Origin of the sequence: Mycobacterium sp. 1423905.2, assembly GCF_001673155.1 — a bacterium.
GTDB lineage: Bacteria > Actinomycetota > Actinomycetes > Mycobacteriales > Mycobacteriaceae > Mycobacterium.
The window spans coordinates 18,641-41,713 of the sequence record NZ_LZLE01000202.1 but is presented as its reverse complement, the minus strand read 5'-3'; the positions used below and the strand labels follow the sequence as shown (position 1 = coordinate 41,713).

General features: G+C 63.7%; 25 protein-coding genes and 1 tRNA gene. 14 read left to right on the top strand and 12 right to left on the bottom strand.

What is annotated here, in order from left to right; translation table 11 throughout:
• Nucleotides 1-220 precede the first annotated feature (220 nt).
• The 3 genes from A9W95_RS11890 (at nt 221) to A9W95_RS11885 (ending at nt 3,002) form a co-directional block, all read left to right on the top strand.
• Complete coding sequence (locus tag A9W95_RS11890) at nt 221-1,276, top strand: DNA cytosine methyltransferase (protein WP_067412482.1); 1,056 nt, start codon at nt 221-223, stop codon at nt 1,274-1,276.
• 8 nt (nt 1,277-1,284) lie between these two features.
• A complete protein-coding gene (locus A9W95_RS26215) occupies nt 1,285-1,830 on the top strand; it encodes a very short patch repair endonuclease (RefSeq protein WP_371328062.1) in 546 nt (181 codons plus the stop codon).
• A 437-nt stretch (nt 1,831-2,267) separates the two neighbouring features.
• Nucleotides 2,268-3,002, top strand: coding sequence for a hypothetical protein (locus A9W95_RS11885; protein WP_067412479.1), 735 nt, complete (start codon nt 2,268-2,270; stop codon nt 3,000-3,002).
• Between the two features lie 317 nt (nt 3,003-3,319).
• Here the strand turns inward: A9W95_RS11885 and A9W95_RS11880 are convergent, their stop codons facing one another.
• Nucleotides 3,320-3,712 carry a DUF3883 domain-containing protein gene (locus A9W95_RS11880; protein ID WP_067412477.1) on the bottom strand — a complete coding sequence of 131 codons (393 nt, stop codon included), beginning with the start codon at nt 3,710-3,712 and terminating at the stop codon, nt 3,320-3,322.
• Between the two features lie 50 nt (nt 3,713-3,762).
• On the opposite strand from A9W95_RS11880, the gene A9W95_RS11875 reads away from it, so the two are divergent.
• Both A9W95_RS11875 and A9W95_RS26865 read left to right on the top strand, forming a co-directional pair.
• Nucleotides 3,763-4,146, top strand: a complete 384-nt coding sequence (locus tag A9W95_RS11875; RefSeq protein ID WP_067412474.1) for a hypothetical protein — start codon at nt 3,763-3,765, stop codon at nt 4,144-4,146.
• Nucleotides 4,115-4,471, top strand: a complete 357-nt coding sequence (locus A9W95_RS26865; protein ID WP_156746153.1) for a hypothetical protein — start codon at nt 4,115-4,117, stop codon at nt 4,469-4,471. Before A9W95_RS11875 ends, A9W95_RS26865 begins: the two co-directional genes overlap by 32 nt.
• A 180-nt stretch (nt 4,472-4,651) precedes the next feature.
• Here the strand turns inward: A9W95_RS26865 and A9W95_RS11865 are convergent, their stop codons facing one another.
• From A9W95_RS11865 to A9W95_RS11850, 4 genes are all read right to left on the bottom strand, one after another.
• Nucleotides 4,652-4,930 carry a protein NO VEIN domain-containing protein gene (locus A9W95_RS11865; RefSeq protein ID WP_371328061.1) on the bottom strand — a complete coding sequence of 93 codons (279 nt, stop codon included), beginning with the start codon at nt 4,928-4,930 and terminating at the stop codon, nt 4,652-4,654.
• Nucleotides 4,931-5,384: 454 nt separating this feature from the next.
• Nucleotides 5,385-6,917, bottom strand: coding sequence for a DUF4020 domain-containing protein (locus A9W95_RS26210; RefSeq protein ID WP_082983039.1), 1,533 nt, complete (start codon nt 6,915-6,917; stop codon nt 5,385-5,387).
• On the bottom strand, nt 6,907-7,542 hold the full coding sequence (locus tag A9W95_RS11855; RefSeq protein ID WP_156746152.1) for a hypothetical protein: 636 nt from the start codon (nt 7,540-7,542) through the stop codon (nt 6,907-6,909). Before A9W95_RS11855 ends, A9W95_RS26210 begins: the two co-directional genes overlap by 11 nt.
• A 45-nt stretch (nt 7,543-7,587) precedes the next feature.
• Entirely contained in the window at nt 7,588-8,868 is a 1,281-nt protein-coding gene (locus A9W95_RS11850; protein ID WP_067412460.1) for an SIR2 family protein, read from the bottom strand.
• A gap of 425 nt (nt 8,869-9,293) precedes the next feature.
• Here A9W95_RS11850 and A9W95_RS11840 point away from each other — a divergent pair, with 425 nt between their 5' ends.
• From A9W95_RS11840 to A9W95_RS11820, 6 genes are all read left to right on the top strand, one after another.
• Entirely contained in the window at nt 9,294-9,821 is a 528-nt protein-coding gene (locus A9W95_RS11840) for a hypothetical protein (protein ID WP_156746151.1), read from the top strand.
• Nucleotides 9,822-10,924: 1,103 nt separating this feature from the next.
• Nucleotides 10,925-10,993 (top strand) — tRNA-Ser (locus A9W95_RS26860).
• A gap of 182 nt (nt 10,994-11,175) precedes the next feature.
• Nucleotides 11,176-11,424 (top strand): BatC protein, encoded by a 249-nt coding sequence (locus tag A9W95_RS11835; protein ID WP_067412452.1) that lies wholly within the window; start codon nt 11,176-11,178, stop codon nt 11,422-11,424.
• Nucleotides 11,425-11,434: 10 nt separating this feature from the next.
• Nucleotides 11,435-12,652, top strand: coding sequence for a cupin domain-containing protein (locus tag A9W95_RS11830; protein WP_067412449.1), 1,218 nt, complete (start codon nt 11,435-11,437; stop codon nt 12,650-12,652).
• Nucleotides 12,649-13,536, top strand: a complete 888-nt coding sequence (locus A9W95_RS11825; RefSeq protein ID WP_067412447.1) for a sucrase ferredoxin — start codon at nt 12,649-12,651, stop codon at nt 13,534-13,536. The genes A9W95_RS11830 and A9W95_RS11825 overlap by 4 nt, the downstream gene beginning before the upstream one ends.
• Nucleotides 13,537-13,600: 64 nt before the next feature.
• A complete protein-coding gene (locus A9W95_RS11820) occupies nt 13,601-14,680 on the top strand; it encodes a hypothetical protein (RefSeq protein WP_067412444.1) in 1,080 nt (359 codons plus the stop codon).
• Between the two features lie 4 nt (nt 14,681-14,684).
• Here the strand turns inward: A9W95_RS11820 and A9W95_RS11815 are convergent, their stop codons facing one another.
• Nucleotides 14,685-14,993, bottom strand: a complete 309-nt coding sequence (locus A9W95_RS11815; protein ID WP_067412441.1) for a DUF732 domain-containing protein — start codon at nt 14,991-14,993, stop codon at nt 14,685-14,687.
• A 102-nt stretch (nt 14,994-15,095) separates the two neighbouring features.
• On the opposite strand from A9W95_RS11815, the gene A9W95_RS11810 reads away from it, so the two are divergent.
• On the top strand, nt 15,096-16,520 hold the full coding sequence (locus tag A9W95_RS11810; protein ID WP_371328060.1) for a mannitol dehydrogenase family protein: 1,425 nt from the start codon (nt 15,096-15,098) through the stop codon (nt 16,518-16,520).
• The gene (gene xylB, locus A9W95_RS11805) at nt 16,517-17,908 is read left to right on the top strand and encodes a xylulokinase (RefSeq protein ID WP_067412438.1); all 1,392 of its coding nucleotides are present in this window, start codon (nt 16,517-16,519) and stop codon (nt 17,906-17,908) included. The genes A9W95_RS11810 and xylB overlap by 4 nt, the downstream gene beginning before the upstream one ends.
• 3 nt (nt 17,909-17,911) lie before the next feature.
• Here xylB and A9W95_RS11800 read toward each other — a convergent pair whose 3' ends face one another.
• Nucleotides 17,912-19,402 carry a bifunctional phosphatase PAP2/diacylglycerol kinase family protein gene (locus tag A9W95_RS11800; RefSeq protein WP_067412542.1) on the bottom strand — a complete coding sequence of 497 codons (1,491 nt, stop codon included), beginning with the start codon at nt 19,400-19,402 and terminating at the stop codon, nt 17,912-17,914.
• A 41-nt stretch (nt 19,403-19,443) separates the two neighbouring features.
• On the bottom strand, nt 19,444-19,749 hold the full coding sequence (locus A9W95_RS11795; protein ID WP_067412436.1) for a hypothetical protein: 306 nt from the start codon (nt 19,747-19,749) through the stop codon (nt 19,444-19,446).
• 74 nt (nt 19,750-19,823) lie between these two features.
• On the opposite strand from A9W95_RS11795, the gene A9W95_RS11790 reads away from it, so the two are divergent.
• A complete protein-coding gene (locus A9W95_RS11790; protein ID WP_067412434.1) occupies nt 19,824-20,051 on the top strand; it encodes a hypothetical protein in 228 nt (75 codons plus the stop codon).
• A 3-nt stretch (nt 20,052-20,054) separates the two neighbouring features.
• On the opposite strand, the gene A9W95_RS11785 is transcribed toward A9W95_RS11790, so the two are convergent.
• The 4 genes from A9W95_RS11785 to A9W95_RS11770 all read right to left on the bottom strand — a co-directional run bounded on the left by A9W95_RS11785 (nt 20,055) and on the right by A9W95_RS11770 (nt 23,044).
• The gene (locus A9W95_RS11785; protein ID WP_067412431.1) at nt 20,055-20,672 is read right to left on the bottom strand and encodes a muconolactone Delta-isomerase family protein; all 618 of its coding nucleotides are present in this window, start codon (nt 20,670-20,672) and stop codon (nt 20,055-20,057) included.
• Nucleotides 20,669-21,094: a MarR family winged helix-turn-helix transcriptional regulator gene (locus tag A9W95_RS11780; RefSeq protein WP_082983047.1), complete on the bottom strand. Its 426-nt coding sequence runs from the start codon at nt 21,092-21,094 to the stop codon at nt 20,669-20,671. The genes A9W95_RS11785 and A9W95_RS11780 overlap by 4 nt, the downstream gene beginning before the upstream one ends.
• A 72-nt stretch (nt 21,095-21,166) precedes the next feature.
• Complete coding sequence (locus tag A9W95_RS11775) at nt 21,167-22,021, bottom strand: family 16 glycosylhydrolase (RefSeq protein WP_067412426.1); 855 nt, start codon at nt 22,019-22,021, stop codon at nt 21,167-21,169.
• A gap of 9 nt (nt 22,022-22,030) precedes the next feature.
• Nucleotides 22,031-23,044, bottom strand: coding sequence for an NADP-dependent oxidoreductase (locus A9W95_RS11770; protein WP_067412423.1), 1,014 nt, complete (start codon nt 23,042-23,044; stop codon nt 22,031-22,033).
• Between the last annotated feature and the right edge of the window lie 29 nt (nt 23,045-23,073).

Below are 23,073 nucleotides of genomic sequence, written 5' to 3'. Positions count from 1 at the left end.
ACTGGATATCCACCCCTGGAGGCCTGCGTCGGCTTTCCCCCAGCCGTAATCACTCGGCACGCGCTCGATTATCGCCACCACCGCCGACGATTTTCCACAATCCGGATCAGATTTTCCGAACGACTGGACCTGGGGGTGCCCGCTGCGGACTAGGTGCGTGTCCTGACCCCCGGTGTCGTACGGCCGACGTACGATAGGCGCGATCGCGGGCGGAGGTGGGATGACGACAATCCGAACGCTTGACCTGTTCGCCGGTGCTGGTGGACTTAGCCTCGGTTTCGAGATGTCGGGCTTAGGATTCGTTCCTGTCTTTGCTGTCGAGCATGATTCCGCCGCCGCGCGTACCTACAAGCGGAACTTCGATTGCTCCGTTCATGATGGCGACATTGAAGACGTTGACAGATTCGAGCCCGCAGACCTGATCCTTGGAGGTCCTCCCTGCCAGGGCTTCTCGCCGCTCGGCCGAGACCGCGACAATGTTTCTCGAGCGGCCCTTAATGAGTTGTGGCGGCATTATCTCCGGGCCGTCCGGGAGGTGCAGCCCCGCGCGTTCGTGATTGAAAATGTTCCCGAGTTCCAGCGCAGTGCGCAGTTCCTCCGCCTGCTCGCCTTGCTTGATGAGGACCCGAAGCTGGCACAATACGCCTACGCATTCGGTGTGTTGAATGCGGCAGACTACGGAGTACCTCAGACCCGACGCCGAGGAATCCTGATCGCGGTAAAGGGCCACGACAAAGTTCCTTGGCCACCCACACCGACGCACGGGCCGGACTCACCAAAGGGACTGACTTACGTCACGGTGCGTGATGCCATCTCCGATTTGGCAGCCTATCCGAGTGGCCGCGATGTCTCACCTGGCCCGGACGGCAAGCAGGACCTTCATTTCGGTAGGAACCCAAGACCGATGAGCCTGGAACGCTACAGGGCAATTCCGGAGGGCGGCAACCGATTTGATCTTGCTCGTAACAGACCTGATCTGCTCCCGCGCTGCTGGGCGGAAAAGCCGACCGGGACCGCGGATGTCATGGGGCGCCTGTGGTGGGATCGTCCGTCGTTAACCATCCGGACTGAGTTCTACAAACCCGAGAAAGGTCGTTATCTGCACCCGGTCCACGACCGCCCCATCACGCATCGCGAGGCCAGCCGCCTGCAGTCATTCCCAGACTCGTTCGAGTTCGAAGGCACAAAGATCGAGATCGCTCGGCAGATCGGCAATGCAGTCCCTCCGCTACTCGCTACCGCGATCGCTCGGCATGTCCATACTCTCCTGCGATAATTCGAAGCATGGCGAGCGTTATGGGGTCATACCGGCCGCCAGCATCTTCGACTCGTGTTACTGCGCAGATGAAGGTTCAGCGGCGGCGCGACACTCTTCCGGAGGTTCTGGTACGGCGCGCGTTGTTTGCTCGTGGAGCCCGCTACCGAGTCAATTACCCGGTGCCGGGTAATCGAAGACGGACGATTGACATCGCTTTCACCCGATCAAAGATAGCTGTTTTCATCGATGGCTGCTTTTGGCATGGTTGTCCCGACCACGGTACGAGTCCTCGCGCCAACGGCGAATGGTGGACATCCAAGATCGCAGCCAACAGCGCCCGAGATCTCGAGACCACTCACAACCTGATAGAGCAAGGGTGGCTGGTTCTCAGATTCTGGGAACACGACGAGCCGTCCAAGGTCGCAGATTCCGTCCTTGGCGAAGTCCGCGGACGCCAAATGGGATGCCAGCGGCTATCCCGTGGCGGTCATCTTTTCGGGTCTACTCGGACGCTGCAAGGGTTTGCCGGCACGGCAACGGGATCGACGCGGCGGCGATCCGTCCCTTTGTAGAAGTAGTAGCGGCCCTCCGCGATTATTTCTGCGTCGGTCTCTGTCTGCCGGGGGCCTCAACTCATCGCGTTACTTGGTTCCACCTTGGTACCTGAGACAGAAGGCGGCCGTCCTGGCCGGTGCGTCTCAGAGGAGTGCATGACCATCCGATCAGCACCGACGATTCCGCGACGGCGAAGACCGCCCACCCCTCGCCTCCCACCCGACCCGCCACGCAAGGCCTCCATCAGCGAACCTTCCCTCGACTTTCATGCCGACAATAAAACGCTGGCCTCCTGCGACGCGTGGACCCGTGGTGTAGCGCTTTGCAAGCTTCAAGCGAACTGTTTTTCTCGGTCTCTTCGGTGGCGACTTGGACACTGCAGCTTGCAGCTAGTTCGCGCTTAACCGTGAAACGTCGCGAGAGAAGGCCAACTCGAAATTGATATGCTCGTAATGTGAATGACGTCGGGGAAGGGAATGAATGGACTGATATCCGGAAGCTCTGGAAGGAGGGCGCCGGATATCACGGCGACGAGGATGGGCCGGATTTCTCCCGCCCAATGACGCACCCCGAAATGGTGCAGGTCTATTGGGAGACTGCGGATTACAACCCTGACATGCTCGCTGACCTCTACGTGAACTTCTACGAGTTCGACCAAGTTGAGTTCATGATCTTTAAGGACAGGTTGAGTGCGGCGATCCTCGTCGCCAACTCGACCCGGCAATCGGTCGATAAACTGAAGGCCCAGTTCGAGCAAGAAAAGACAGATGGCTCTCACCGAGTTCCTGGGTGGGAGGGTGAATCTGACATGAGCCTTGACGAGAAGCTGTCCATAGTTGAGAACGCCCAGGAAATCTCAATTGGCGCGACCATGCTTACCGCGACGGCGGCGCTAGAAAGCCTGCTAAGGGACTTAACACAGGATGGCGGGGAGTTGCGAGGCGGACTTAACCAGCTTGCGAAGGCATTCGTGCTTCGACACGACGCTACTTCCGATGAAGAAGACAAGATCATGGCGATGGTGTCGAAGGTGGGTAAGCGCCGAAATGCCTTTGCACACACACTGACTGGCTCCTACTGGGCGACGGAAGAGCCAGAGTTCAAGTTCGACGTTGCCACCATGCATGACACGCTATTCACTATCGGCGAGATAGCAATCGCTATCCAAGCGCTGATAGATGATCGATAGAGGGTTAGACAAGCTGCTGATCCGCCGCGTGACTTCTTCGGCAGCCTTAGGGTGCAATGGTATTGGCTGGCAACTGCAGTCGCGTTTGTTAGCGTGAGGGATCTGACGCCCGTCCACCCATCCCGATAGATGCTTTACTGCAATGTAATCCGCTTACCACCCCATCACACTGATGAGGACGTCCCCATACCACACCCGCCGAGGATGGACGCCGCTGCCCGAGCCCCGAGGGGGGTCCACCCCCTCCCGCCTGGCAGCGGGCACCTGGCCAAACAGGATGATTCGGGGGGGCACGCAGAAACGCAGGCCTGAAGGGGTCAGTCGATGCCGTGGTTGATGCGGTCGTAGTCGCCTGTGCGGAATGTCGGCCAATAGGTGATGTGGGGTCGGGCGCGGTCCAGCAGGTCTTGCAGCGCCCGGCCGTGCAGAACGCGTATCTCTGTGGCGTTCTGTTCCCTTGCGACGTTGTCCACCACGTAAACATAGTAGTTGTCTGGGTCTTCGCGAGCGGCCTGGAATTGTCGATCTTCGAGGGGGATGGCCGCTCCTCGTGCAGAGCCACCGAATGCCTTTACCTCAATCTTTCGTGGCGGACTTGCGATGTCATACGGCTCACCCTGGAGATGGACGTCTTCGGGCCGCCGGCCTGCAGCCCGCTCAAGCGCCATTACGTATTCGATGGCGATGCGTTCGACCTCCGAGTTAGCCACGTACCTTCTTCCGCTGTGGTTGTCGCCGGGAGCGACTAGAATACCTGATCATGAGCAAATCCCCAGAGGCGCAAGCGCTTCTGGCCGCGTTGGACGGGGAGCTGGCCGCGTCGGCAGAGCGCTATGGGCGTGACCTGGTGTGGTCAGCAGCTGAACGCGACATTCTGGGAATGATTGGCGCTGCGGTGGATCGGCGTGTGGAGCTGTCAGCGGCGTACGAACGGTCTCGCACACCTCTTGCGACGAAGTTGAAGATCGCGACCGAATTGCGGCTGACGGAACAGGCTATCGCGAGGCTCTACCGGCAGGTGTCGACTGCCGCTCCGGCCCCGATGTCCGTGGTGAGCCAGAAGGCGCAACGTGCGGCCAATGCTCGCTGGACTCGCGAAAGGATGAGGGGCAATGCCAATTTATCTGCAGGGCAAGGAATCTGATGGCTCCGAAAGTTTGCGTGTGCCGGGGGTATACGAGTCGGTGCTGCGCCAGGCCTGTCTTGACGAGTCACGGCGCGCCTCAGGTACGTGGCTAGAGGCTAGTGACGATCCGGTGCAGATGGCGCAGCATGAGCGTGACGTTGCAGCACAAGCCGAGCGGCTATTCGCGCAGCGTGTTGGTGTCGGTAAGCCGGTGATCGCGTGGTGGTACTGGTTGCCGTTGCCATTGCCGCCTCCACTGGACAAAGTGGGCCGCGCGGCGGATGCGCCAAGGCGATTGCGGGTCACCGCCGACGATATGATCGACCCCGCGGGGCGAGATTGACGAGCGAGATGATGCGTTTCGCATCAGTACACCGGTAGGGAAGCGTGGTCGGTTCTCACCTGGCTGAATTGCGTTGGGGCGTAGGAATGGCGGTCCTCTTAGGAGTTTGGGTTTAGATGCCGGTGCTGTAGTCATATGCAATGGGTGACAATCGGCCCTCGTTGATCTCCCATGGCATCACTAGACCAGTTCTCCGCCGCTGGCAACTGGTCGATCACCACTTCGATTGAGGGTGATGTTGCGAACAACCGCGAGGGCGTTGTTCGGATACTCCAGCCGGTGGAGGTTCACCTCGTTCCTGGTCAAAACAACCGCTGCGCCGTCCGTGGTGGTGCCCTTCACCTCAACCTTGACGACCTTTCGCCTCTTGGTCGCGTGCACGTCGTAGGACAACGTCGCTCCGACATCCTCAGTCGTAAAACCCAACTTTTTCTCGAAGTGCTCGCGCGTCACAAGCACGGCCCGCGCTTCGATGGCCGCGTTCTCCTCTGCGGTGAAGCACCTACCGAATTGCCGTCGCGGATTACTCTCCGATCGACGACAGCGATGGCATCCTCGACCTCTGGAGACGCGCTGAGGCCAAGACCGGCGAGGTGGTTAGACCACAGCTCCTCTAATCGGTCGGCAGGCTCATCCTTAATGGACCTTCCGCTGGCCGGGTTGACCAGTAGAACTCAGGAATCGTCTGCTCCAGATCATCTGTCGATATACCTTCCTCGACGGAGGACGTGTTCCCACCCAATGTCAACGGTCCATGCAATGTCCTGCGGATGGTTTATCTTGTCCCAGTGCGGGATTGGGTAGGTTCTGCCGTTCCCCCCGCGATGACGCCCCTGCCCTTGTCTCCCGGCTGCAGCGGAAACACCCGTTCTCCGCTCGCCACACAAGGAATCAGCCAGACACGAGAGGATGACTACTCCAACGTAAAGCCCAGACGGATGGCTTCCTCAGCGACCTTGTGGAGGATGTGGCTGGATACGCTGGCCGACTTGAAAACTTCGTAGACCCGCTGAATCTCGTGGCCGCCGAAGAATTGGCCGTCGGTCGACTTCAATAGGTGATGTACTAGCTCGGCAACTTTCTCTGGGGCGCGGGCTATGCGGTCATCAGAAAGGTCGCGAAAAAACAGGTCGTGGAGACTGAATCCTGCAGTGTCGACTTGAAGCACCATGTCGATGGCAGCGGGCATCGAGTCAGTCAAGAATGGGATCCAGCCGGCCATTGCAGTTGCTTCGGTTGGGTCAAGGGTGCGGGGGACGCTGCTCACCCGATCGCTGAAGTAATCGCGCATCCAACGTTCCCATTGCTTCTCCACCGCTTTGGGGCCGAGAGCGTCGATCTGGAATCTGATGGCCTGGGCCCAGACAACTCGGTTGGGCACCGAGCTCTTGGTGATGAGACCCCTTATCCAGGAACGTGGTTCGATGTCCGACTGTATAGCGATAGCGGCCAGCAGTCTCGGCAAGTTGCGTTGCCCATGCGTGTCGAGGTCGTCGGTATGGGACGTCGCCGGTACGAGCATCTCGAGGAACCCGTCAGCCAGAAGCTTATTCGACCAACCACCATGTCGTAGGAAACCGCTCCACGCTTGCCTTGCATGAGAGCTGTTGTCCCAGTCGAGAAGAGGATACAAGTATTGCTTGCACCACTCGGCGTCAGATCGATAAAAGAAATCTAAGTAGCGGCAAAAAGCGATCTTGACTACCTCGCTTCTCGTACCTTCCTCGGCGATCAATTCGGCAAGGTAGTCGGCGACGTCAGGCGGAATGCCTTTCCAACTCTCGCTCGCGGAGCGCCATAGATGACCAACTTTCTCGACCCAGAACTCCTCAAGATGACCCGCGGGATGGTTGATCGCCATCATCGTGTAGTCACCCGTTGACGGGGAAGTGCTGTGGGCTGTTGGCGGGATGCTGTCCCAGCATTTTTTGGCCAGTTCGTCACTCTCTGCAAACGAATACCATTCCACTGGCTTTGAACCTGAGTTTGCGAACCCGCCTAGCATCGCCGTCACTGATCCCAATATCGGTTCGAGCTCTAACGCCGCAATCTGGCGAAGTATTCGAGGAACTAGCTCCGTGTCGGGATCCGATGTCGTCCACCCTCTGACGACTGCTTGATCGATCGCCGCATGGCCGGAACCTACGGCTTCAAGTAGGTCGAGGCCGACTTTGGGCCACGTTTGTACTACTGCGGTGACTGCGCCAGCAAGTTGGTCCCATCGGCGTTCATCGTCCCAATTGGTGACCGTAGCTTCGCATGCGATCAAAGCCTCTGCAGTTGCTGCGAGGTCCTCGGTGAGGCTGCGATGCAACTCTGTCTTATCCGTAGGCGGCGCTGCGGACCACGCTGACTCTTCGCTTGGTCGTTTTGGCTGACGATCTATGACTTCGGGATGGGCCGCGGCTAGCGCAGCTAGTGCCTCTGAGACGATCTCATGCTTCATCTTTGAGGACCTTCTCTAGCGACATCAGCAATTCGTAGGCTCGGTGAGGCGCGTACTGGTCGTCGTTCCAGTGTTGACGGATGTCTTCGACAAGTGCAGCAATGGCGTCCTCGTCGGCAGTACCGCATGTGGCTAGGATCAGGCGGGTAGCTTCGCCACGCAGTTCGTAGTTATGCAACCATCCGGTGGAAATCAACCAGGTGATCTTTTCTTCGGCCGTTTTGTCAGAGCGTATCGTCCATCCATATACAGCCAACCGGCGCAGGAGCGTGACATCGCTTGCAGCCCATGCCCGTAGGCGTGCATCGGCGTTTAAACTTGCTGTTTCGAGTAGTGATTCCAGGCTCTCGCGGGCCATGTCGACGAGAAGTCCTAGTGGGCTGCTTAGGTCGCGGTCGTCCGCGACGATCCAAGTGCGCCAAGTACTCGGTCGTTGTCTGTCGGATTCACCTGCGAGGGTCAGCTGGAGATCAGCGCGACGAATGTGGCGCTCGGCGATGTCGATCAATCGACTCGCGTACTCGCCGATAAAGGGCCGAAAGGCAATCTGCCACGCGTCGCGCAGGGTCACGTCACTGTCTCGCATCACTGCTTCAAAAGCAGCTCCGAAATTCGGAGAATACATGCGGGAAGGGAGGATTCGTGGCTCGACCAGGTAGTCGAGTAGACACTACGCTGTGTCAGGATCGGCTTCTAGTGCTGAATTTTCGAGCATCGAGCCGAGAAGACTGGCCGTAAAGCGGTTTGCTGGGCTGTTGATGACGATGAGGAGCCACCGTCGCATGCGTTCGGACAACGGCAATTCATTGCGGGCCAACTGTCGACTAATGGCGAACAACAGATCGCTACTTGGCGGCGCTCCAGCGTCTGCAACGATTTGAAACGCGGCGTCTGTCAAATCACCGTCGGTGACGAAGTTTTCGGCGAACCAGTTCGCGAGTTGACGAGGAACGTCCTCATCTACGTGGGGCGACGGATAAAACAACGTTGCGAATTCCGGTCTTCCGGCAGTCCACTGTAACCAAGCCGCGCCGCGCGCGTATTCGCAGAAAAATCTGAGGGTGTCCTTATCGCCGACCACCGTCTCCAAGTAGGACGTAGTTTCTGGTACAGGAGACGGATCCTGTTCGGCAACAAGGCTTTTGATGCGGCTGCGATTGCCGAGAAGTCCCTCGGAAGGTCGAGTGGCCCACTCGCTCAGCAACTTGGGTTGGTCATTGCGCGCGCATTGGATTGGCGTTATACCCAGTCGGCGCCAGAAAGAAGGGTCCGGGTCGTCAGTCAACGCGTAACGCTTCTCGGATCGGCCACCGAGTCCGCGTGCCAAGTACTTCATGATCGTGTCGTTGTGGCTGTACCCCACAAACAGGACCGGGTATTTTCCAAACATGCGGTCCAGGAACCGGGCCGCCCAGGCGTCGTTCAAGTACGCTTTGCCGAAGTCTTCGTCGGTAGCTATCAGTCGATGGGGCTCCTGGTCGACGCGACCGTGGATGTACGCGATGCCGGCGAAGTCATCACCCATAGGCAGAGCCGGCGCGAGGTACTCGGCGACGTTTTGCCCTTCCAACAACGTGGATAGGTGATGGTCGTAGTTCGTCGTCACTATTCGCACCCTGACTGCGGAGGCTAGATCGACTACCGCCTTGTGCAGCGGAGTGGGGCGCGAGGTCGCTTTTGAGATGAGTTCCTGTACGCGTCTGTGGACGTCGACTCCGTAATCATCGTTGATCCTGCCGAGGATTTCGTCAAGGGGCTGTTCGTTCAGGTCGTCGTCTGTGAAGACATCCGCAAGGTTGCTCGTGTCGCGGATTAGCTTCACAAGGTCCTTGAAGCCGGGGAGAGCGGAGGGTGGACCCATCGACGCGCCCGCGCCGACGAAAATCACTAATCTGCCTTCCGCATGAGCCTCAATGAGAGGCGCTGGCACATCGACGCCACTGATGTACATAGCCAAAGATTACAAACCCGGGCGGCCTCTAATCCCTGGCGGCTTAATGACCGGCTGGCAGCCTCGAAGGGATCAAGTTGGTTGGGTAGAGAGATCCTGACCGTCGCTGGCCCTTCGAGCTTCGTGCAGTGCGTTGTTGAGCGGTGGCCCGTACACCGTGCCTTCGCAGGTTCTGCAATGCCACAACGTGTGGCCGCCGCCGTGGCCGAGGCAGGCGACGTGACCGACCAGTACCTCATTCGGGCCGAGCGGATGGCCGTTCGGGCAATGAGTCGGGCCCAGCTCATCCACTTGCCGTCCGTGGCCCGGACGTATCTCCGACGACTTACATGCGCCCAGCGTAAGAGAGTGGAAAGTGTTACACGTGAGATCTAGTTCACATACGGTTAGTGCGCTAAGTCAATTCGAGGTAAGGGGATCCAGGTGTGAGCAGCGTCCCCGGAGATGAGACGGGGCACCCGGCTCCTCCGAAGAACAAGGGCTTTTGGAGCAAGGTAGGAACCATAGCGTGGATGACCCTCGTTTGGTTCCTTTGCACAGGCATCGGATCTACGGTCCCGTTGTTCTTCCTCGCGATGCATGACCACCCTGGACTGGGCGCCGTCGCTCACATGTTCAATAACAAGTTTCTGATGAAGGGTGAGTTGCTGCTGATCGCGATTGTGTTGATCGCGGCATCCTTCGGCGATCTCATATACGCATGGACCGAGGGTAAAGTGAAAGGTCGCCGCATCGGAGCGATCATTCTCGGCCAAGCGATAGTTTTCGCGTGCGCAGTCGTCGAGTACTTTTCGGCGACGTCGCCGGACGGAGACGCGACGTGGGGTGAGAAGAACGCAGGGTCGGTCGCTGGCATGTCGTTCCTTTTAGGGTCCCTTGCGATAGTCGTCGGGTGGGCTACCCTGATGTTTAGATCGGCCGATGGCAGAGGTCGGACCGAGGAGGCCAGCTAGTGGAACCCGTCACCGCAATCTTGGCTTCCTCAGGTGCGGTTGTGGCCGTTTACGGTGCGATCAGGGAAATGCTCCAGAGGAATCGTCAAGACCAGGAAAAAGAGACCGCTACCACCGCTACGTCTGAAGCGCCCGGTCCCCCTGCATCCAGCCCAAAGTAGAGAAGATCGGCCCCTCCACCAGTGGCAGTTGGTGGCGGGCCGAACCGTAGATAGGACGCGGGTATAGCTGGCGGTTTGGTTCCTAGCGGCTGCAATCCGGTCGAGGCAGTCGGCGGCCTCGAGCAGTGCTTTCGCGAGCGTCCGAGCATTCTCGCTGTTGAGCACGTCGTCCCGTGCAATCCGCCGACCCTGATACACCGACTTTCGAATGTCCCGTCTCGAAGCTGTGTCCCTTGGATCCACACGGCGGATCTCGGTCGGTGAAGTTCCGCAGTGGTTTCGACATCAGCCCAGTTGGACACGTCCACGGCTCCGGCAGGCATGGCGACATCGGTCATCAGATCACCTGCCAGCCGACGCCGTGGTGCGGTTCGATGCGTAGTCAGAAAAGCTCATGTGACCTGTATGGAACGTGGTGCGCGATACTGGGATTGAACCAGTCACGGCTAGGCATGGCTAATGCAATCTTGGAACGCCAGTGGTCGCCCTGACGCCCGCGATCTAGCCTGGCAGCAGACGGCGTTGCTGGCTCGCGAGTAGTTTGCCTCGCCAAGTAATAGCCACTAGATCGCCAGCGACTCAGTAGGATGGTCAGCAATAGGCTCTGACCTCCCGTCAAGCCTGTGCCCCCGGCAGGATTCGAACCTGCTGACGTGGCATCCCATCGAGGCTGCACAACGGGAGCATTCATTCCAAAGATCGTGGTGACACCCACCCCGGTCAGGAGCTAACTGCCGCCGGCATCTGCCGCATCCGCACCAAGGATCCGTTTAGGGGGACGTCGCGGCACTGCGTAAGTCGCAGCGGCCGCGATGTCCAGCAAACGGATATCGGTGGCACTCGATGACACATCGGTGACACAATTCGGAACGACTTCGGCGGATCTCTGTGGACTTACATGGCTGGGATTCCGCAGTTCGGGGGCTCAGCAATCATCGTCGGGCCCGTGCGGACGGCTCGACTCAGCTTCCCAAGCTGAATACGCGGGTTCGATTCCCGTCATCGGCTCCACTTGATACCCCGGCCATCGGACTCTCCGAGGGTTTTCCAGCCACCCCTCCCCCGCCCGGTTTGATCTGCACATCCGGCGGGGAACACGTCATGGCGCGCGCCGCGTGGCGTGCGCCGCCGCCGCAGGGCACCCCAAGCCCGACGTCCTGCCGACGCAAGCCCACTAACAAAGGAGAGGCTCCATGGCACTCGATGACGACGACATCACCACCAGCAGCGGAGGCGGCGAAGGCACCGCCGACGGCGGCTCGAACCCCGAAGGCCACGACGGCGGCGCCGACGGCACCGCAGGCGGCGAAGGACCCGCTGACGGCGGCTCGAACCCGCAGGGCCACGACGGCGGCGCCGACGGCACCGCAGGCGGTGAAGGAACGGCCGACGGTGGCTCGAACCCCGAGGGCCACGACGGCGGGGCCGACGGAACGGCGTGACCGCCCAGCAATGCTGAGCCGCTGTATCGCCACCGATGCCGGGTCGTTCGCGACCCGGTATTGGGGGCGTCGGCCCCTGCTCAGCCGCGCCGAAGAACTCCCCCGCGACTTCGACGACCTGCTCTCGCCAGCGACCGTCGACGAGCTGATCGCCGAACGAGGCGTGCGCGCCCCGTTCATCCGCATGGCCAAGCACGGTGAACTGCTGGCCAAAGACTGCTTCCTCGGCCCAGCCGGCTTCGGCGCGGAGATCCCGGACCAGGTCGACTCGGCCAAAGTTCTCGCCCAATTCTCTTCGGGCGCAACAATTGTGCTGCAGGGCTTGCACCGCCTGTGGCCGCCGCTGATCGACTTCGTCCGCGCCATGGTCGACGACCTCGGCCACCCCACCCAGGCCAATGCCTACATCACTCCGCCGGATAACCGCGGCTTCGACCCGCACTACGACGTCCACGACGTGTTCGTGTTGCAGATCGCCGGCAGCAAGCGGTGGATCGTGCACGACCCCGTCCATGTCGACCCGCTGCCGTCACAGCCGTGGACCGATCACCGCGACGCCATCACCGAGCAGGTGCGCAACGAGCCCGTCATCGACACCGTGCTGTCCCCGGGCGATTCGCTGTATCTGCCCCGCGGGTGGCTGCACGCGGCCGAAGCACTGGACACCACGTCCATCCATCTGACCATCGGCGTGTCCGCGCTGACCGCGGTCGACGTGGTACGCGCCATTGCTGACGTGCTCGCCACCATGCCCGAGTTCCGCAAATCGCTGCCGATGGGCATCGACCCCGCCGACCCGGACGAGATGGCGTCGCTGACCACCAAAATCGCCGCCGAGGTCGTCGACACCCTGCGCTACCGCGCTGCCGAAGTCGGTGAAAGCACCGCGGCCCGGTTGTCGGGACGCCACGCCAACCGGACCCGGCCCGTCGCCGTGCGTCCGCTGGCCATGCTCGCCGCCGCCGAACAGGCAGGCACAACCACGGTGCAGTGGCGCCACGGGCTGATCGCGACGCTCGACGAGCAGGACGGCAAGCTGGTTCTGCGCCTCCCCGATCGCACCATGACCTTCCCGACCTTCTGCGCTCCGGCGGTCAACGTGTTGCATCGGGGCGCCGTCGCCGACGCCGACTCGCTGCCCGGCCTCGACCACGCCGACGCGACGGTATTGATCCGACGACTGCTGCGGGAAGCCGTCGTCGTCCCGGCAGGCCCAGTCGCTCGATGAGCGAGGCCAGGCGCACCCCGTGCAGTGACCAGTCGCTGGCCCGCAACGACCCCATGTACGGCACCGGGTCGGCCGGCGCCCGGTGGATGCTGGTCGAATTGTCCGGCGGCTGGGGACCTTCGGCGTTTCTGCAATCCCCCTCGGTCATCGATCCCGCACTCGGCCGCGCGATCTGTCGCCGGGTCGAAGCGGCCGGCATGCGGATCACCGCCATCCGTCGCCCCGGCCGCCGCTCCGCCGTGCCGCGATGGCGGTGGTTCCTGGCCGACGCGCGCGAAGGCACCGAGTCACTCATGGCCGGTGAGGTAGCCGCCCCCACCGACTTCCTCGACGTCGCGCTGGACGGATCGGACGGGCAACGCCACGACGCGCCCCTCATCGCCGTCTGCGCCCATGGTAAACACGACCAGTGCTGCGCCGTGCGAGGTCGCAGCGCAACCAAGGCCATCGCGGCGCAATATCCCGAATTCACCTGGGAATGCTCGCATTTGGGCGGCGATCGATTCGCCGCCACCATGCTGATCCTGCCCGAAGGGCTGTGCTACGGCCGGGTCGACGCCACCGACTCGGCCGAACTGGTGCGGTTGTATCTGGACGGCCGGCTGCACAACGACTTCCTGCGGGGGCGCACTTCGCTTCCCCATGCGGTGCAAGCGGCGCAGTACTTCGTCCGTAAGGCCACCGGCGAGGACCACATCGCCGCCTTGTCCCCGCTCGAGGTCAGCCACGAAGACCACACCATCCGCGTCGTACTGGCGGGCGCTAAGCAGCCCACCGAGGTGGTGCTCGCCGAGCAGATGTCCGAGCCGCTGCTGTCGATGTGTCGCGCCTCGACCCCGGGCCGGGTCCGCACGTTCACGTTGGTGTCGATGACGCCGGGATAGCCGCGAAATATGAATCCGACGAATTCCGGGTAGCGGCGCCGCCTCTTCCAGCTAATCTGCGCGCATGCTACGCCGCGGTATCAGCAAAGTAGTCGTCACACTCTGCACCGTCGTCATCGTGTGCACCAGCTGCCACAGTGGCGCTACCAGCAAGTCGGGAGGCACCGGCAGCGCAAAACCGAGCACGGGGCCGACCGCGGCCGCGCCGGGAGCGTTGTTCGAAGTGGCCGAGCCGTTCAGCGGCAACGTCAGCGGTTCACCCGTCGCGCAACGCAGCGAAGCGATCATCCAGGCGCTCACCACCGCGGGCGGCTGGGGCAACGGCAACGCTTTCCAAATCGACTTCTCCATACCCGTCTTCTACGCCGACGGCCACACACCGCGCATGCAAGTCGTCGGCGCCGACGAATACTGTTTCAACGGCCCGGACTGCGACCGCGTCCCAGCCCGCATGCCGGTGCCGGCCAACGCCTACATCGAGGGTTCGAAGGACCTGACGTGCGACCCGTCCGGCAACACCGAAGGACAGGGTGACTGTCACCTGCTCGTCGTCGAGCGCGACGAGCACAAACTCTACGAAATCTACCAAGGCTCGAAGAAGGGCGATTCCATTGCCGCGCAAGGCTTTTTCGTGTGGGACCTGCGCAAGGCCTATCCCGCGACGCTGCGGGGCGATCAGTGCACCAGCGCCGACGCCGCCGGATTCCCGATCGCCGCGCTGCTGCCGACCGCGGACGAGGTTGCGGCGGGCGCCGTGAACCACCCGCTGCGCTTCATCCTGCCCAACAGCCACATGAAGGAAGGCGTTTACGTGCGTCCGGCGACCCACGCCGGTGGCCCGCAGAACTCCGACCCGAACGCCCCGCCGTACGGTGTGCGATTCCGGCTCAAGGCCGACTTCGACGAGTCGAAATACTCCACGTCGGAAAAGGTGATCATCAAGGCGCTCAAGACCTACGGCATGCTGCTGTCCGACGGCGGCGAAATCCCCCTGACCTTCGCCGACGACCGGACGAGCACCGCGAAGTGGTCAAACCTCGGAATCAGCCCGGCGTCGTTCAGCAATATCGGCGTCGACCAGTTCGAAGTCGTCGAACTGGGCCCCGACATCAACCTCACCTACGACTGCGTGCGCAATCCCTGAGCGGCTAGTGCGGAGCGTCGGGACACAGGTTGGTCGTCGCGGCGCTGACGAACAACGTGCCCTGACTGAAGTGGTACCGCTGCTCGACCTTGCTCATCTCGTCGAGGATGGAGGTACCGCCCCGGATGTCGCCGCACGTCTGGTAGCCGGCATTGATGACCTGCGCCGGCGTCATGTTGGGCGGTTGAGCATTGTTGGTGCGCAACTCATCGAGGAAACTATTGGGGTCGGCCGACGCGCCGGGCGCACAGACCACAGCGCCCGTGGCCAACGCGGCCAGGGCGGGGGCAACGATTTGCAGGCTCAGTTTCACGGGGGGTCCTTCCCTTAGCTATCGATGAAAACCACGCAGGCAGTTCCCTAAATTACTCTTCGCCAAACCTTTTGTTGTAAAGATTGCGAGAATCGTCGCGGTATGACCCTACGAGGCGGCAAACCGGTGCGGCTCAACCGGGGAATTCTGGGTGACCTCTCGGTTCCGGTTCCGCGTTATGACCGCGAGCGCGTCACCGTCGGCATCGTGCATTTCGGCGTCGGCAATTTCCATCGCTCGCATCAGGCGTACTACCTCGACCACCTGATGAACAACGGCCTGGCCCTCGATTGGGGAATCTGCGGTATCGGCGTCCTGCCCGACAACAAGCGCATGCGTGCGGCCCTGGATCGCCAGGACCACCTCTACACGCTGATCGTCAAACATCCCGACGGCACCGAGGAACCGCGCGTCATCGGCTCTATCGTCGACTTCCGCTATGCGCCCGACGACCCGGAGGCGGTGATCGAACTGCTCGCCACGCCGAGCACCCGGATCATCTCCCTGACCATCACCGAGGGCGGCTACCAACCGCCGTTGAGTCCGGTGTTCCCGCTGGTGACCGCAGCGATGAACCGGCGGCGCGAACGAGGTCTTCCCGCTCCGACGATCATGTCGTGCGACAACATCGTCGCCAACGGCCAGGTGGCGCGGCGAGCGTTCGTCTCCTATGCCGAGCGAGTGAATCCGCAAGCGGCGCAGTGGATCCAAGATCGAGTCAAGTTCCCCAGTTCGATGGTCGACCGGATCACCCCGGTCACCACCGCGCAGGTGATCGAGCACCTGGCCTCGACACACCACATCGACGATGCCTGGCCGGTGATCACCGAGCCGTTCGTCATGTGGGCACTGGAAGACGATTTCGCCGACGGCCGTCCGCCGCTGGATGAGGCGGGGGTGCGCGTGGTCGACGACGTATCGCCCTACGAGCGGATGAAGTTGCGACTGCTCAACGGCAGCCACCAGGGCCTGTGCTACTTCGCGTACCTGGCCGGGTACCGCTTGGTGCACGAGGCCGCCCAGGACCCGGCCATCGCCGAATTCCTGCGCCGTTACCTGGATTTGGAGGCCGCGCCGACTCTCAAGCCGGTACCGGGTCTGGCCGAGTTCCGGGACGGTCTGTTGGGCCGCTTCACCAACCCGTATGTCCGCGACACCGTCGCCCGGTTGTGTGCCGACTCTTCCAACCGCATCGTGAAGTGGTTGCTACCAGTGGTTCACGACAATCTACGGTCGGACGGCCCGGTCCGGTTCTCGGCGGCGATAGTCGCCAGTTGGGCGCGCTACGCCGAGGGCATCGACGAGCACGGCGATCCGATCGACGTGGTGGACGAGCAGGCCGAGGCGCTGATCCCGATTGCGCGCTCCCAGCGCGACAACCCGACCGCGTTCCTGGCGAACCGGTCCATCTTCGGTGACCTCGTCGACCAACCCCGCTTCGTGGCGCCCTATCTCGAGACGCTCGACTTACTGCACCGCGCCGGTGCCCGAGCCACGCTGCGCGCACTTCTCGAGGAACAGCCGTGACGCTGGTCGCCGGCATCGACTCCTCCACCCAGTCCTGCAAGGTGCTCATCTGTGACGCCGACACCGGCGCGGTGGTACGTACCGGGCGTGCCCCTCACCCCGGCGGCACCGAAATCGACCCGCACGCTTGGGAATCCGCCACGAGCGGCGCGATCGTCGCCGCGGGCGGACTCGACGACGTCGCCGCGGTCGCCGTCGGCGCGCAGCAGCACGGCATGGTGTGCCTCGACACGGCCGGTCAAGTGGTCCGGCCCGCGCTGCTCTGGAACGATGTCCGATCGGCCGACGCGGCCCGCGCCCTGGTCGAGGAGTTCGGCGGAGCCCGCGCCTGGGCACAAGCCGTCGGTGTGGTGCCGCTGGCCGCCGTCACGGTGGCCAAGTTGCGTTGGCTCGCCGACCATGAGCCTGAGCACGCCGACCAGACGGCGGCCGTCTGCCTGCCGCACGACTGGCTCACCTGGCGGCTGCGCGGTGACGCCGACATCGCGGCCCTGACCACCGACCGCAGCGATGCCAGTGGCACCGGCTACTACGACGCCGCAACCGGCAACTACCGCCTCGACTTACTCGAGCTGGGCATGCGGGGACGCCGACCGCACCTGCCGGAAGTTCTCGGCCCGTCGGACCCAATCACGGCGGGGTCGACGACTTTCGGTGCCGGACTGGGCGACAACGCCGCCGCGGCGCTCGGGCTGGGCGCCGCAGAGGGTGACGTGATCGTCTCGATAGGGACCTCGGGTGTGGTGGCCGCCGTGGTCGCCGACCCGATTCGCGACGAAGCCGGGTTCGTCGCCGGATTCGCCGACGGCACCGGCCGCTACCTGCCGCTGGTCTGCACGCTCAACGCCGCCCGCGTGCTGGATGCCGCCGCGACCATGCTGCGGGTCGACCATGACGAATTGTCCACGCTCGCCCTTGCGGCAGCGCCGGGCGCCGCCGGCCTGGTCCTGGTGCCGTACCTGGAAGGCGAACGAACTCCCAACCGCCCCAACGCCTCCGGGGCGTTACACGGCCTGCGTCTAGCCAACGCCACACCGCAGAACCTGGCCCGCGCCGCGGTGGAAGGCCTGCTGTGCGCGCTGGCCGACGGGCTGGCCCAACTCACCACTCACGGCGTCGTGGTGCGCCGAATCCTGCTGATCGGCGGTGGCGCCCAGTCTGCGGCCGTGCGCCGAATAGCCCCGACAGTGTTCGGCATGCCGGTGTCGGTGCCCACCCCAGCCGAATACGTCGCATTGGGCGCGGCGCGCCAAGCCGCGTGGGCACTGGCCCGATCGCCGCACCCGCCACCTTGGCAGCCCCCGGCGACCGACGAATACACCGCCGACCCGGCCCCGGCCGTCTGGCAGCGCTACGCCGAAGTGCGTTACTTGACCGAGGGCAACTGAGGGTCAGGCCCGCGGACGGTACACCGACAACGCCCGGTACATCGCAGCGAACGTGGCCTGGTCATATTCCTCGCCGACCTCGCCGTCGCGGGCGATCACCGTCGGCGCGTCGACGACCTTGAAGGTGAACTGCGGCACCTGCATCTCGTGGTACAGCGGGCTGCGCTCCAGCCGGCCGAACATCAACGCCGCCACGATCCTGGTGCGCGCCAACCGGCGACCCGTCTCCAAGATCCGCACATCGATCAGGCCGTCGTCCATGCGGGTGCGCCGAGACGGCGCGAAACCCGTTGGCAGATAAAGCGAATTCCCGACGAAGAACAGCGACGTCTGTAAGGTCTTGTTGTCGTAGGTGATTCGCACCGGCTGGTCGTGCCGCAGCGTCTGCAGCATCGCGTACAGGCCGGCCAGCGGTTTGCCGATCCGCTTCTCGAGCTTTTCGCGTTTCTGCACGAACAACGGGTAGGCGCCGATGCTGGCCGTGTTGACGACCATGCGACTCTCATTGAGGCACACCAGATCCACACACGACACCGTGCCGCGCCGGATCGCCTTGATGGTCTTGGCGACGGTGTCGCAGCCGATGTCTTTGGCGAAGTGGTTGAACGTGCCCGCCGGGAAGACCGCCAAGGGCAGGCCCGCGTCGATCGCGACGGCCGCCGCCGTCGATACCGTGCCGTCGCCACCGGCCACCCCGAGCACTTCGGCACGTTGGGCGGCGCTGCGCAGGACGTCCAACGGCTCGTCGTCCTCACCCAGTTCGATGATTTCGGCTCGGGGCAGTTCGGCGCGCACCTCGTCGGCGACCCGGGCGCCGGTGCCGCTGCCCGAGGCCGGGTTGACCACCAGCACCACCCCGGAGCCGTCGGGCCGTTCGGGCGAATCGACCCACAGCGGCTCGGTTTTCGGCAATTGCGTCTCCACCACCGGCGGCACCAGCCGGCCGCCCAGCACCGCGACTCCCGCACCGAGGCCGAAGCCGGCCAGCACGTCGCCGGGGTAGTGCGCCCCGACCGCCACCCGGGACAGGCCGACCAGGCCCGCCAGCAACGCCAGCCCGAACCCGATTGGTGGGTTCTCCAGCCCGACGCCGACGGCGAACGCGGCGGCGCTGGCGGAGTGTCCGGACGGGAAGGAATTCGACGTCGGCCGGCGACGCACCTGTCGGATCAGCGGGACGGTGTCGTAGAGCGGCCGGGCTCGCGGGCGCACCCGCTTGGCGACCTGATTGGCGAACAAACTGGTCACCGCGAGGGTGGCGACGCCGCGAACGGCGCCGCGTTGCGCGGACTTGTTCCGCGAGGCGAACAACAGCCCGGCAAAGACGAACCACAGCTTGGAATGGTCGGCCGCGCGCGTCAGCGGGGGCATCACCCGGTCGAGCAGCGGGGTGGGCGTCTCGGCGATCGCCTCGAAGAGCTCGCGGTCCAGGGCCCCAAGGCCCCGCGTGATCTGTTTGATGCTGCGCGCACGCTGCCACGGCCGACGATTCACCCGCACCACCCTAAGGGCCCCGGCTGCCCGGGCGACGGCGACTAGCGTTTTCGGCGCAGCGTCCAGGCTGGAACCCAATGGGTGACGGTTTTCCGCTTGGCGCCGAACTGCACCGGATAGGTCACCAGACCCCACCAATCACCTTGTTCGCAGATTCCCCAGCAACTCAACCGGCCCTCGACGACCTTGTGCAGCTGCAGACCGTTGGGCTGGTACCGACCCGTTCGGTGCGGCTCACGCGGGAAGAGCACGGTCAGGTCGACCAGCACCGGGATCGGCGGGCGCACCAGGCGAAACGGCCCGCGCACCGGCTGCCCGTTGTAACCGATCGCGGCGAGCTCGCCCATCGTTCGATCATACGTTCGATGGGTTTATCTCAGCGAGGACTTGGGCATTTCGTCGCCAACGAAAGGAGACGCAGGTGAGGACGGTAATTGCGGCAGGGTTGCTGGCACTGGGCGGGTTGCTGACCGCCGGGGTGGGGGTCGCCAACGCCGACGAAGTGCAGGTGGAGGGCAACTACGCCACGTTGGGCGCCTGTCAGGCCGACGGCCCCCACGTCGAGATCACCCACAACGACGGGGCCTACACCCACTTCGATTGTCGGCAACACGACGACGGGCTCTGGTACCTGTACCTGACCAACTGACGGTCAGCCCAGCCGGATCGGGTCGTTGGGATGCGGGCTCAGCGGCGTCGTCTCGATGGTCATCCACCCGGAAAGCGGTAGCGATTCCAGGATGGCCATGAGTTCGCCAGGATCGCGAGCTCGCCACAAGCCCAGGCTGCGCCGCCCGTCCGGCCCCGTAGGCAACGCCCACAGCCGCACCAGGTGCCCGCGCCCGGCCAGGTCGCGGGCGCGCCCTGCCTCGCGCTGGGTGGTGTCCTGCACCACGTCGTCGGGGGTGTCGGGCGGCACCGTGATCGTCATGGTGATCAGGAATTCCGGCCCTCGGCCCGGCCGGATCGGGATGCCCGCGCTGGTGGGGTCGTTCGGGTGGTCGGCCAGCGGCGTGACCTCGTCGGTGCGCCAGATCCGCAGCGGCATCGCCGCCAGGAGCTCTTCGAGTTGATCCGCGTCGGCAGCGGCGAACAACCCGAGGGTGCGCCACTGGCCGGGTTCCAGCGGTGGGCGCCACAACCGCAGCAGATGCCCCTGCGCCGCGAGCCGGCGCGAGTTCGCGGCCTCCCGCGCCCGCACCTCGGCGACCTCGTCCTCGGTGGTGCCGTCGGGCACCTGAGTGCTCATGACCACCAAGAACTCGGTCATGACGGTTCGCCCGGCCAGATCATGGTCGCCGCGTCGGTGGCCATCGGCTCGCCCGCAGCGTTGGCGAACCGGTCGAAAGCCGTCCTGAGCGCCTCTCGGTCGTCGGGCTCCATGTCGCCGAGCACCCGCACGATGGCGGTGCGTCGATGCTCAATCACCTTGTCCACCAATTGCCGCCCCGCCGGGGAGAGCGTCAATGTGATGTTGCGTCGATCGTCGGCGGATTCTTGCCGGTTGAGCAGGCCCGCCTTGATCAGGCGGTCGCAGATGCGGCTGGCGTTGGACGGGTTGACATTCAAACCGGCCGCGACGCCGGCCAGGTTGAGCGGCCCCCGGGTGTCCACCATCACCAGCACCCGCAATTGCGGCACGGTGACCGTGTCGTCTACTTCGGCGATGGACGCCGCGGCGATGCCGACCATTGCGCGGGTCGCCCGCAGCACAGCGTCGATCTGTTCGGGCGAAGGGCCGTCAGCGGACACGGTTGACCGACTTTAGAAGACGCGCACCCAGTCGACGAGCATCTCCTGCGGGTAACTGCCCGTCGCAGGATCACCGCCCCCCGAACCACCGACCGCGAGATTGAGAACCGGGAACATGGTGTAGCCCGGGTCGTTGAACGGCCATTCGCGGATGGGCTCGTTCAGGTCTTCAATGCCGGTCGCGGGAACCGAGAAATAGGGCTGCGCGCCGTCGGCGTAGTCCATCCAGAAGTACATGCCCGCCGGGTCCCAGCGCACGCGCCAGTTGTGCCAGCCGCTGTCCACACCGAACGGGCAGGTCTCGAACGCCGTGCCGTCGGGGTTGGCGTGGACGGTGGTTCCCGAGGGCCAGGTTCCGTTGCCGTACCACTCGATGAGGTCGACTTCGCCGCTGCGCCCGGGGTCGTCGTTGGACAGCCACCATGCCGGCCACATGCCCGGTGCCAGGCAGTTGAACTTGACCCGCGCTTCCCAGGTGGTCCCCACCCCGCCGCGCCACAACCCGTGCACCAGGCCGCCGAAGTAGTTGTTGCCGTCCTTGGTGGCCCGCAACACCAGATTGGACTTGCCGTCGAGGAACACGTTCTGCCGGTTGTCGCGGTACTGGCCCCAGAACTCGGGCCGGTCGAATCCGACGGGGTTTCGGATTGGGGTGCGGAAGTTGGAGACCTGCCACTTCGACGGGTCGGGCGCCGAGCCCGCGGGGCCGTCGAACTCGTCGTGCCACAGAAATCCGCCCGCGGCACCGGTAGCCGGTGCGGCCGGGACGGGATGGGCGCCCGCGTGCGGCGTCGGGAGGGCGGCCGCCAGCGCGCCGAATCCGGCCATCATGATCATCTGGCGACGATCGATCTGCGGCATAAGCAGCAGACGATATCAGCTGGGTTCGCTGAGCTTGACCAGCGTCTTGCCGATGTTGGCGCCGGTGAACAACCCGTTGAGCGCGTCGACGCAGGATTCGATGCCCTCGAAGATGGTCTGCCGGTGCTTGAGCCGACCGTCGGACTCCCATTGGCGCAGGTTGGCGAACGCTTCGTCGAAGCGGCCCCATTGATCCAGCGCGTTAAACCCTTGCATCAGAGCTGTTTTGGCGAGCAGATTCACATAGTTGGCCGGTCCGGGATGTTCGCCGGTCAGGTAGCTGGAGATGACGCCGCACAGCACCACCCGCGCCTTGTGCGCCAGCCGGCCCAGCACCGCGTCCAGGATGGGGCCGCCGACATTGTCGAAGTAGACGTCGACCCGCTTGGGGCAATGCTCCTTGAGCGCGGCGGCCAGGTCGCCGGTCTTGTAGTCGATGCACGCGTCAAAGCCGAAATCTTCCACCACTGCTCGGCATTTGCGCGGACCACCCGCGATGCCCACCACGCGTGCACCGGCGATCTTGGCGATCTGTCCGGCCACCGACCCGGTGGCGCCGGCGGCCGCCGACACCACCACCGTCTCACCGGGCTGCGGCCGGCCGATGTCGGTCATCCCGAAGTACGCGGTGGCTCCGGTCGGTCCATACACCGACATGATGGCCAGCTGATCGTCCGCACCGGGAATCGGCGTGCTGAACACGTCATCGCGGATGAGGACGTACTCCTGGAATCCGGTCAATGTGGTGACGATGTCGCCCACCGCGTAGGCATCACACCGGGAGGCGACGACCTCGCCGATCCCCGCCGCGCGGATAACCTCGCCCAGGCCGACCGGGGGAAGGTAACTGGGCTGGTCGTCCAGCCAGGTGCGCGCGGCGGCGTCGATGCCGACATAGGTGGTCCGCAGCAACGCCTCCCCGTCGGCGGGCTCGGGCGCTGGCGTGGTGACCAATTCCGTGTCATCGGGGGCGACCAGCCCGGTGGGGCGACGACGCAGCAGGATCTGGCGGTTCAACAATTCAGGCACGCTGCGAAGCCTATTCGGCAGCGATACCG

Coding starts and splice junctions, on each gene's coding strand:
- A9W95_RS11890 (WP_067412482.1), top strand. CDS start 221: ATGACGACAATCCGAACGCTTGACCTGTTCGCCGGTGCTGGTGGACTT.
- A9W95_RS26215 (WP_371328062.1), top strand. CDS start 1,285: ATGGCGAGCGTTATGGGGTCATACCGGCCGCCAGCATCTTCGACTCGT.
- A9W95_RS11875 (WP_067412474.1), top strand. CDS start 3,763: ATGAGCAAATCCCCAGAGGCGCAAGCGCTTCTGGCCGCGTTGGACGGG.
- A9W95_RS26865 (WP_156746153.1), top strand. CDS start 4,115: ATGCCAATTTATCTGCAGGGCAAGGAATCTGATGGCTCCGAAAGTTTG.
- A9W95_RS26210 (WP_082983039.1), bottom strand. CDS start 6,917: ATGAAGCATGAGATCGTCTCAGAGGCACTAGCTGCGCTAGCCGCGGCC.
- A9W95_RS11855 (WP_156746152.1), bottom strand. CDS start 7,542: ATGTATTCTCCGAATTTCGGAGCTGCTTTTGAAGCAGTGATGCGAGAC.
- A9W95_RS11850 (WP_067412460.1), bottom strand. CDS start 8,868: ATGTACATCAGTGGCGTCGATGTGCCAGCGCCTCTCATTGAGGCTCAT.
- A9W95_RS11835 (WP_067412452.1), top strand. CDS start 11,176: ATGGCACTCGATGACGACGACATCACCACCAGCAGCGGAGGCGGCGAA.
- A9W95_RS11830 (WP_067412449.1), top strand. CDS start 11,435: ATGCTGAGCCGCTGTATCGCCACCGATGCCGGGTCGTTCGCGACCCGG.
- A9W95_RS11825 (WP_067412447.1), top strand. CDS start 12,649: ATGAGCGAGGCCAGGCGCACCCCGTGCAGTGACCAGTCGCTGGCCCGC.
- A9W95_RS11820 (WP_067412444.1), top strand. CDS start 13,601: ATGCTACGCCGCGGTATCAGCAAAGTAGTCGTCACACTCTGCACCGTC.
- A9W95_RS11810 (WP_371328060.1), top strand. CDS start 15,096: ATGACCCTACGAGGCGGCAAACCGGTGCGGCTCAACCGGGGAATTCTG.
- A9W95_RS11795 (WP_067412436.1), bottom strand. CDS start 19,749: ATGGGCGAGCTCGCCGCGATCGGTTACAACGGGCAGCCGGTGCGCGGG.
- A9W95_RS11785 (WP_067412431.1), bottom strand. CDS start 20,672: ATGACCGAGTTCTTGGTGGTCATGAGCACTCAGGTGCCCGACGGCACC.
- A9W95_RS11780 (WP_082983047.1), bottom strand. CDS start 21,094: ATGGTCGGCATCGCCGCGGCGTCCATCGCCGAAGTAGACGACACGGTC.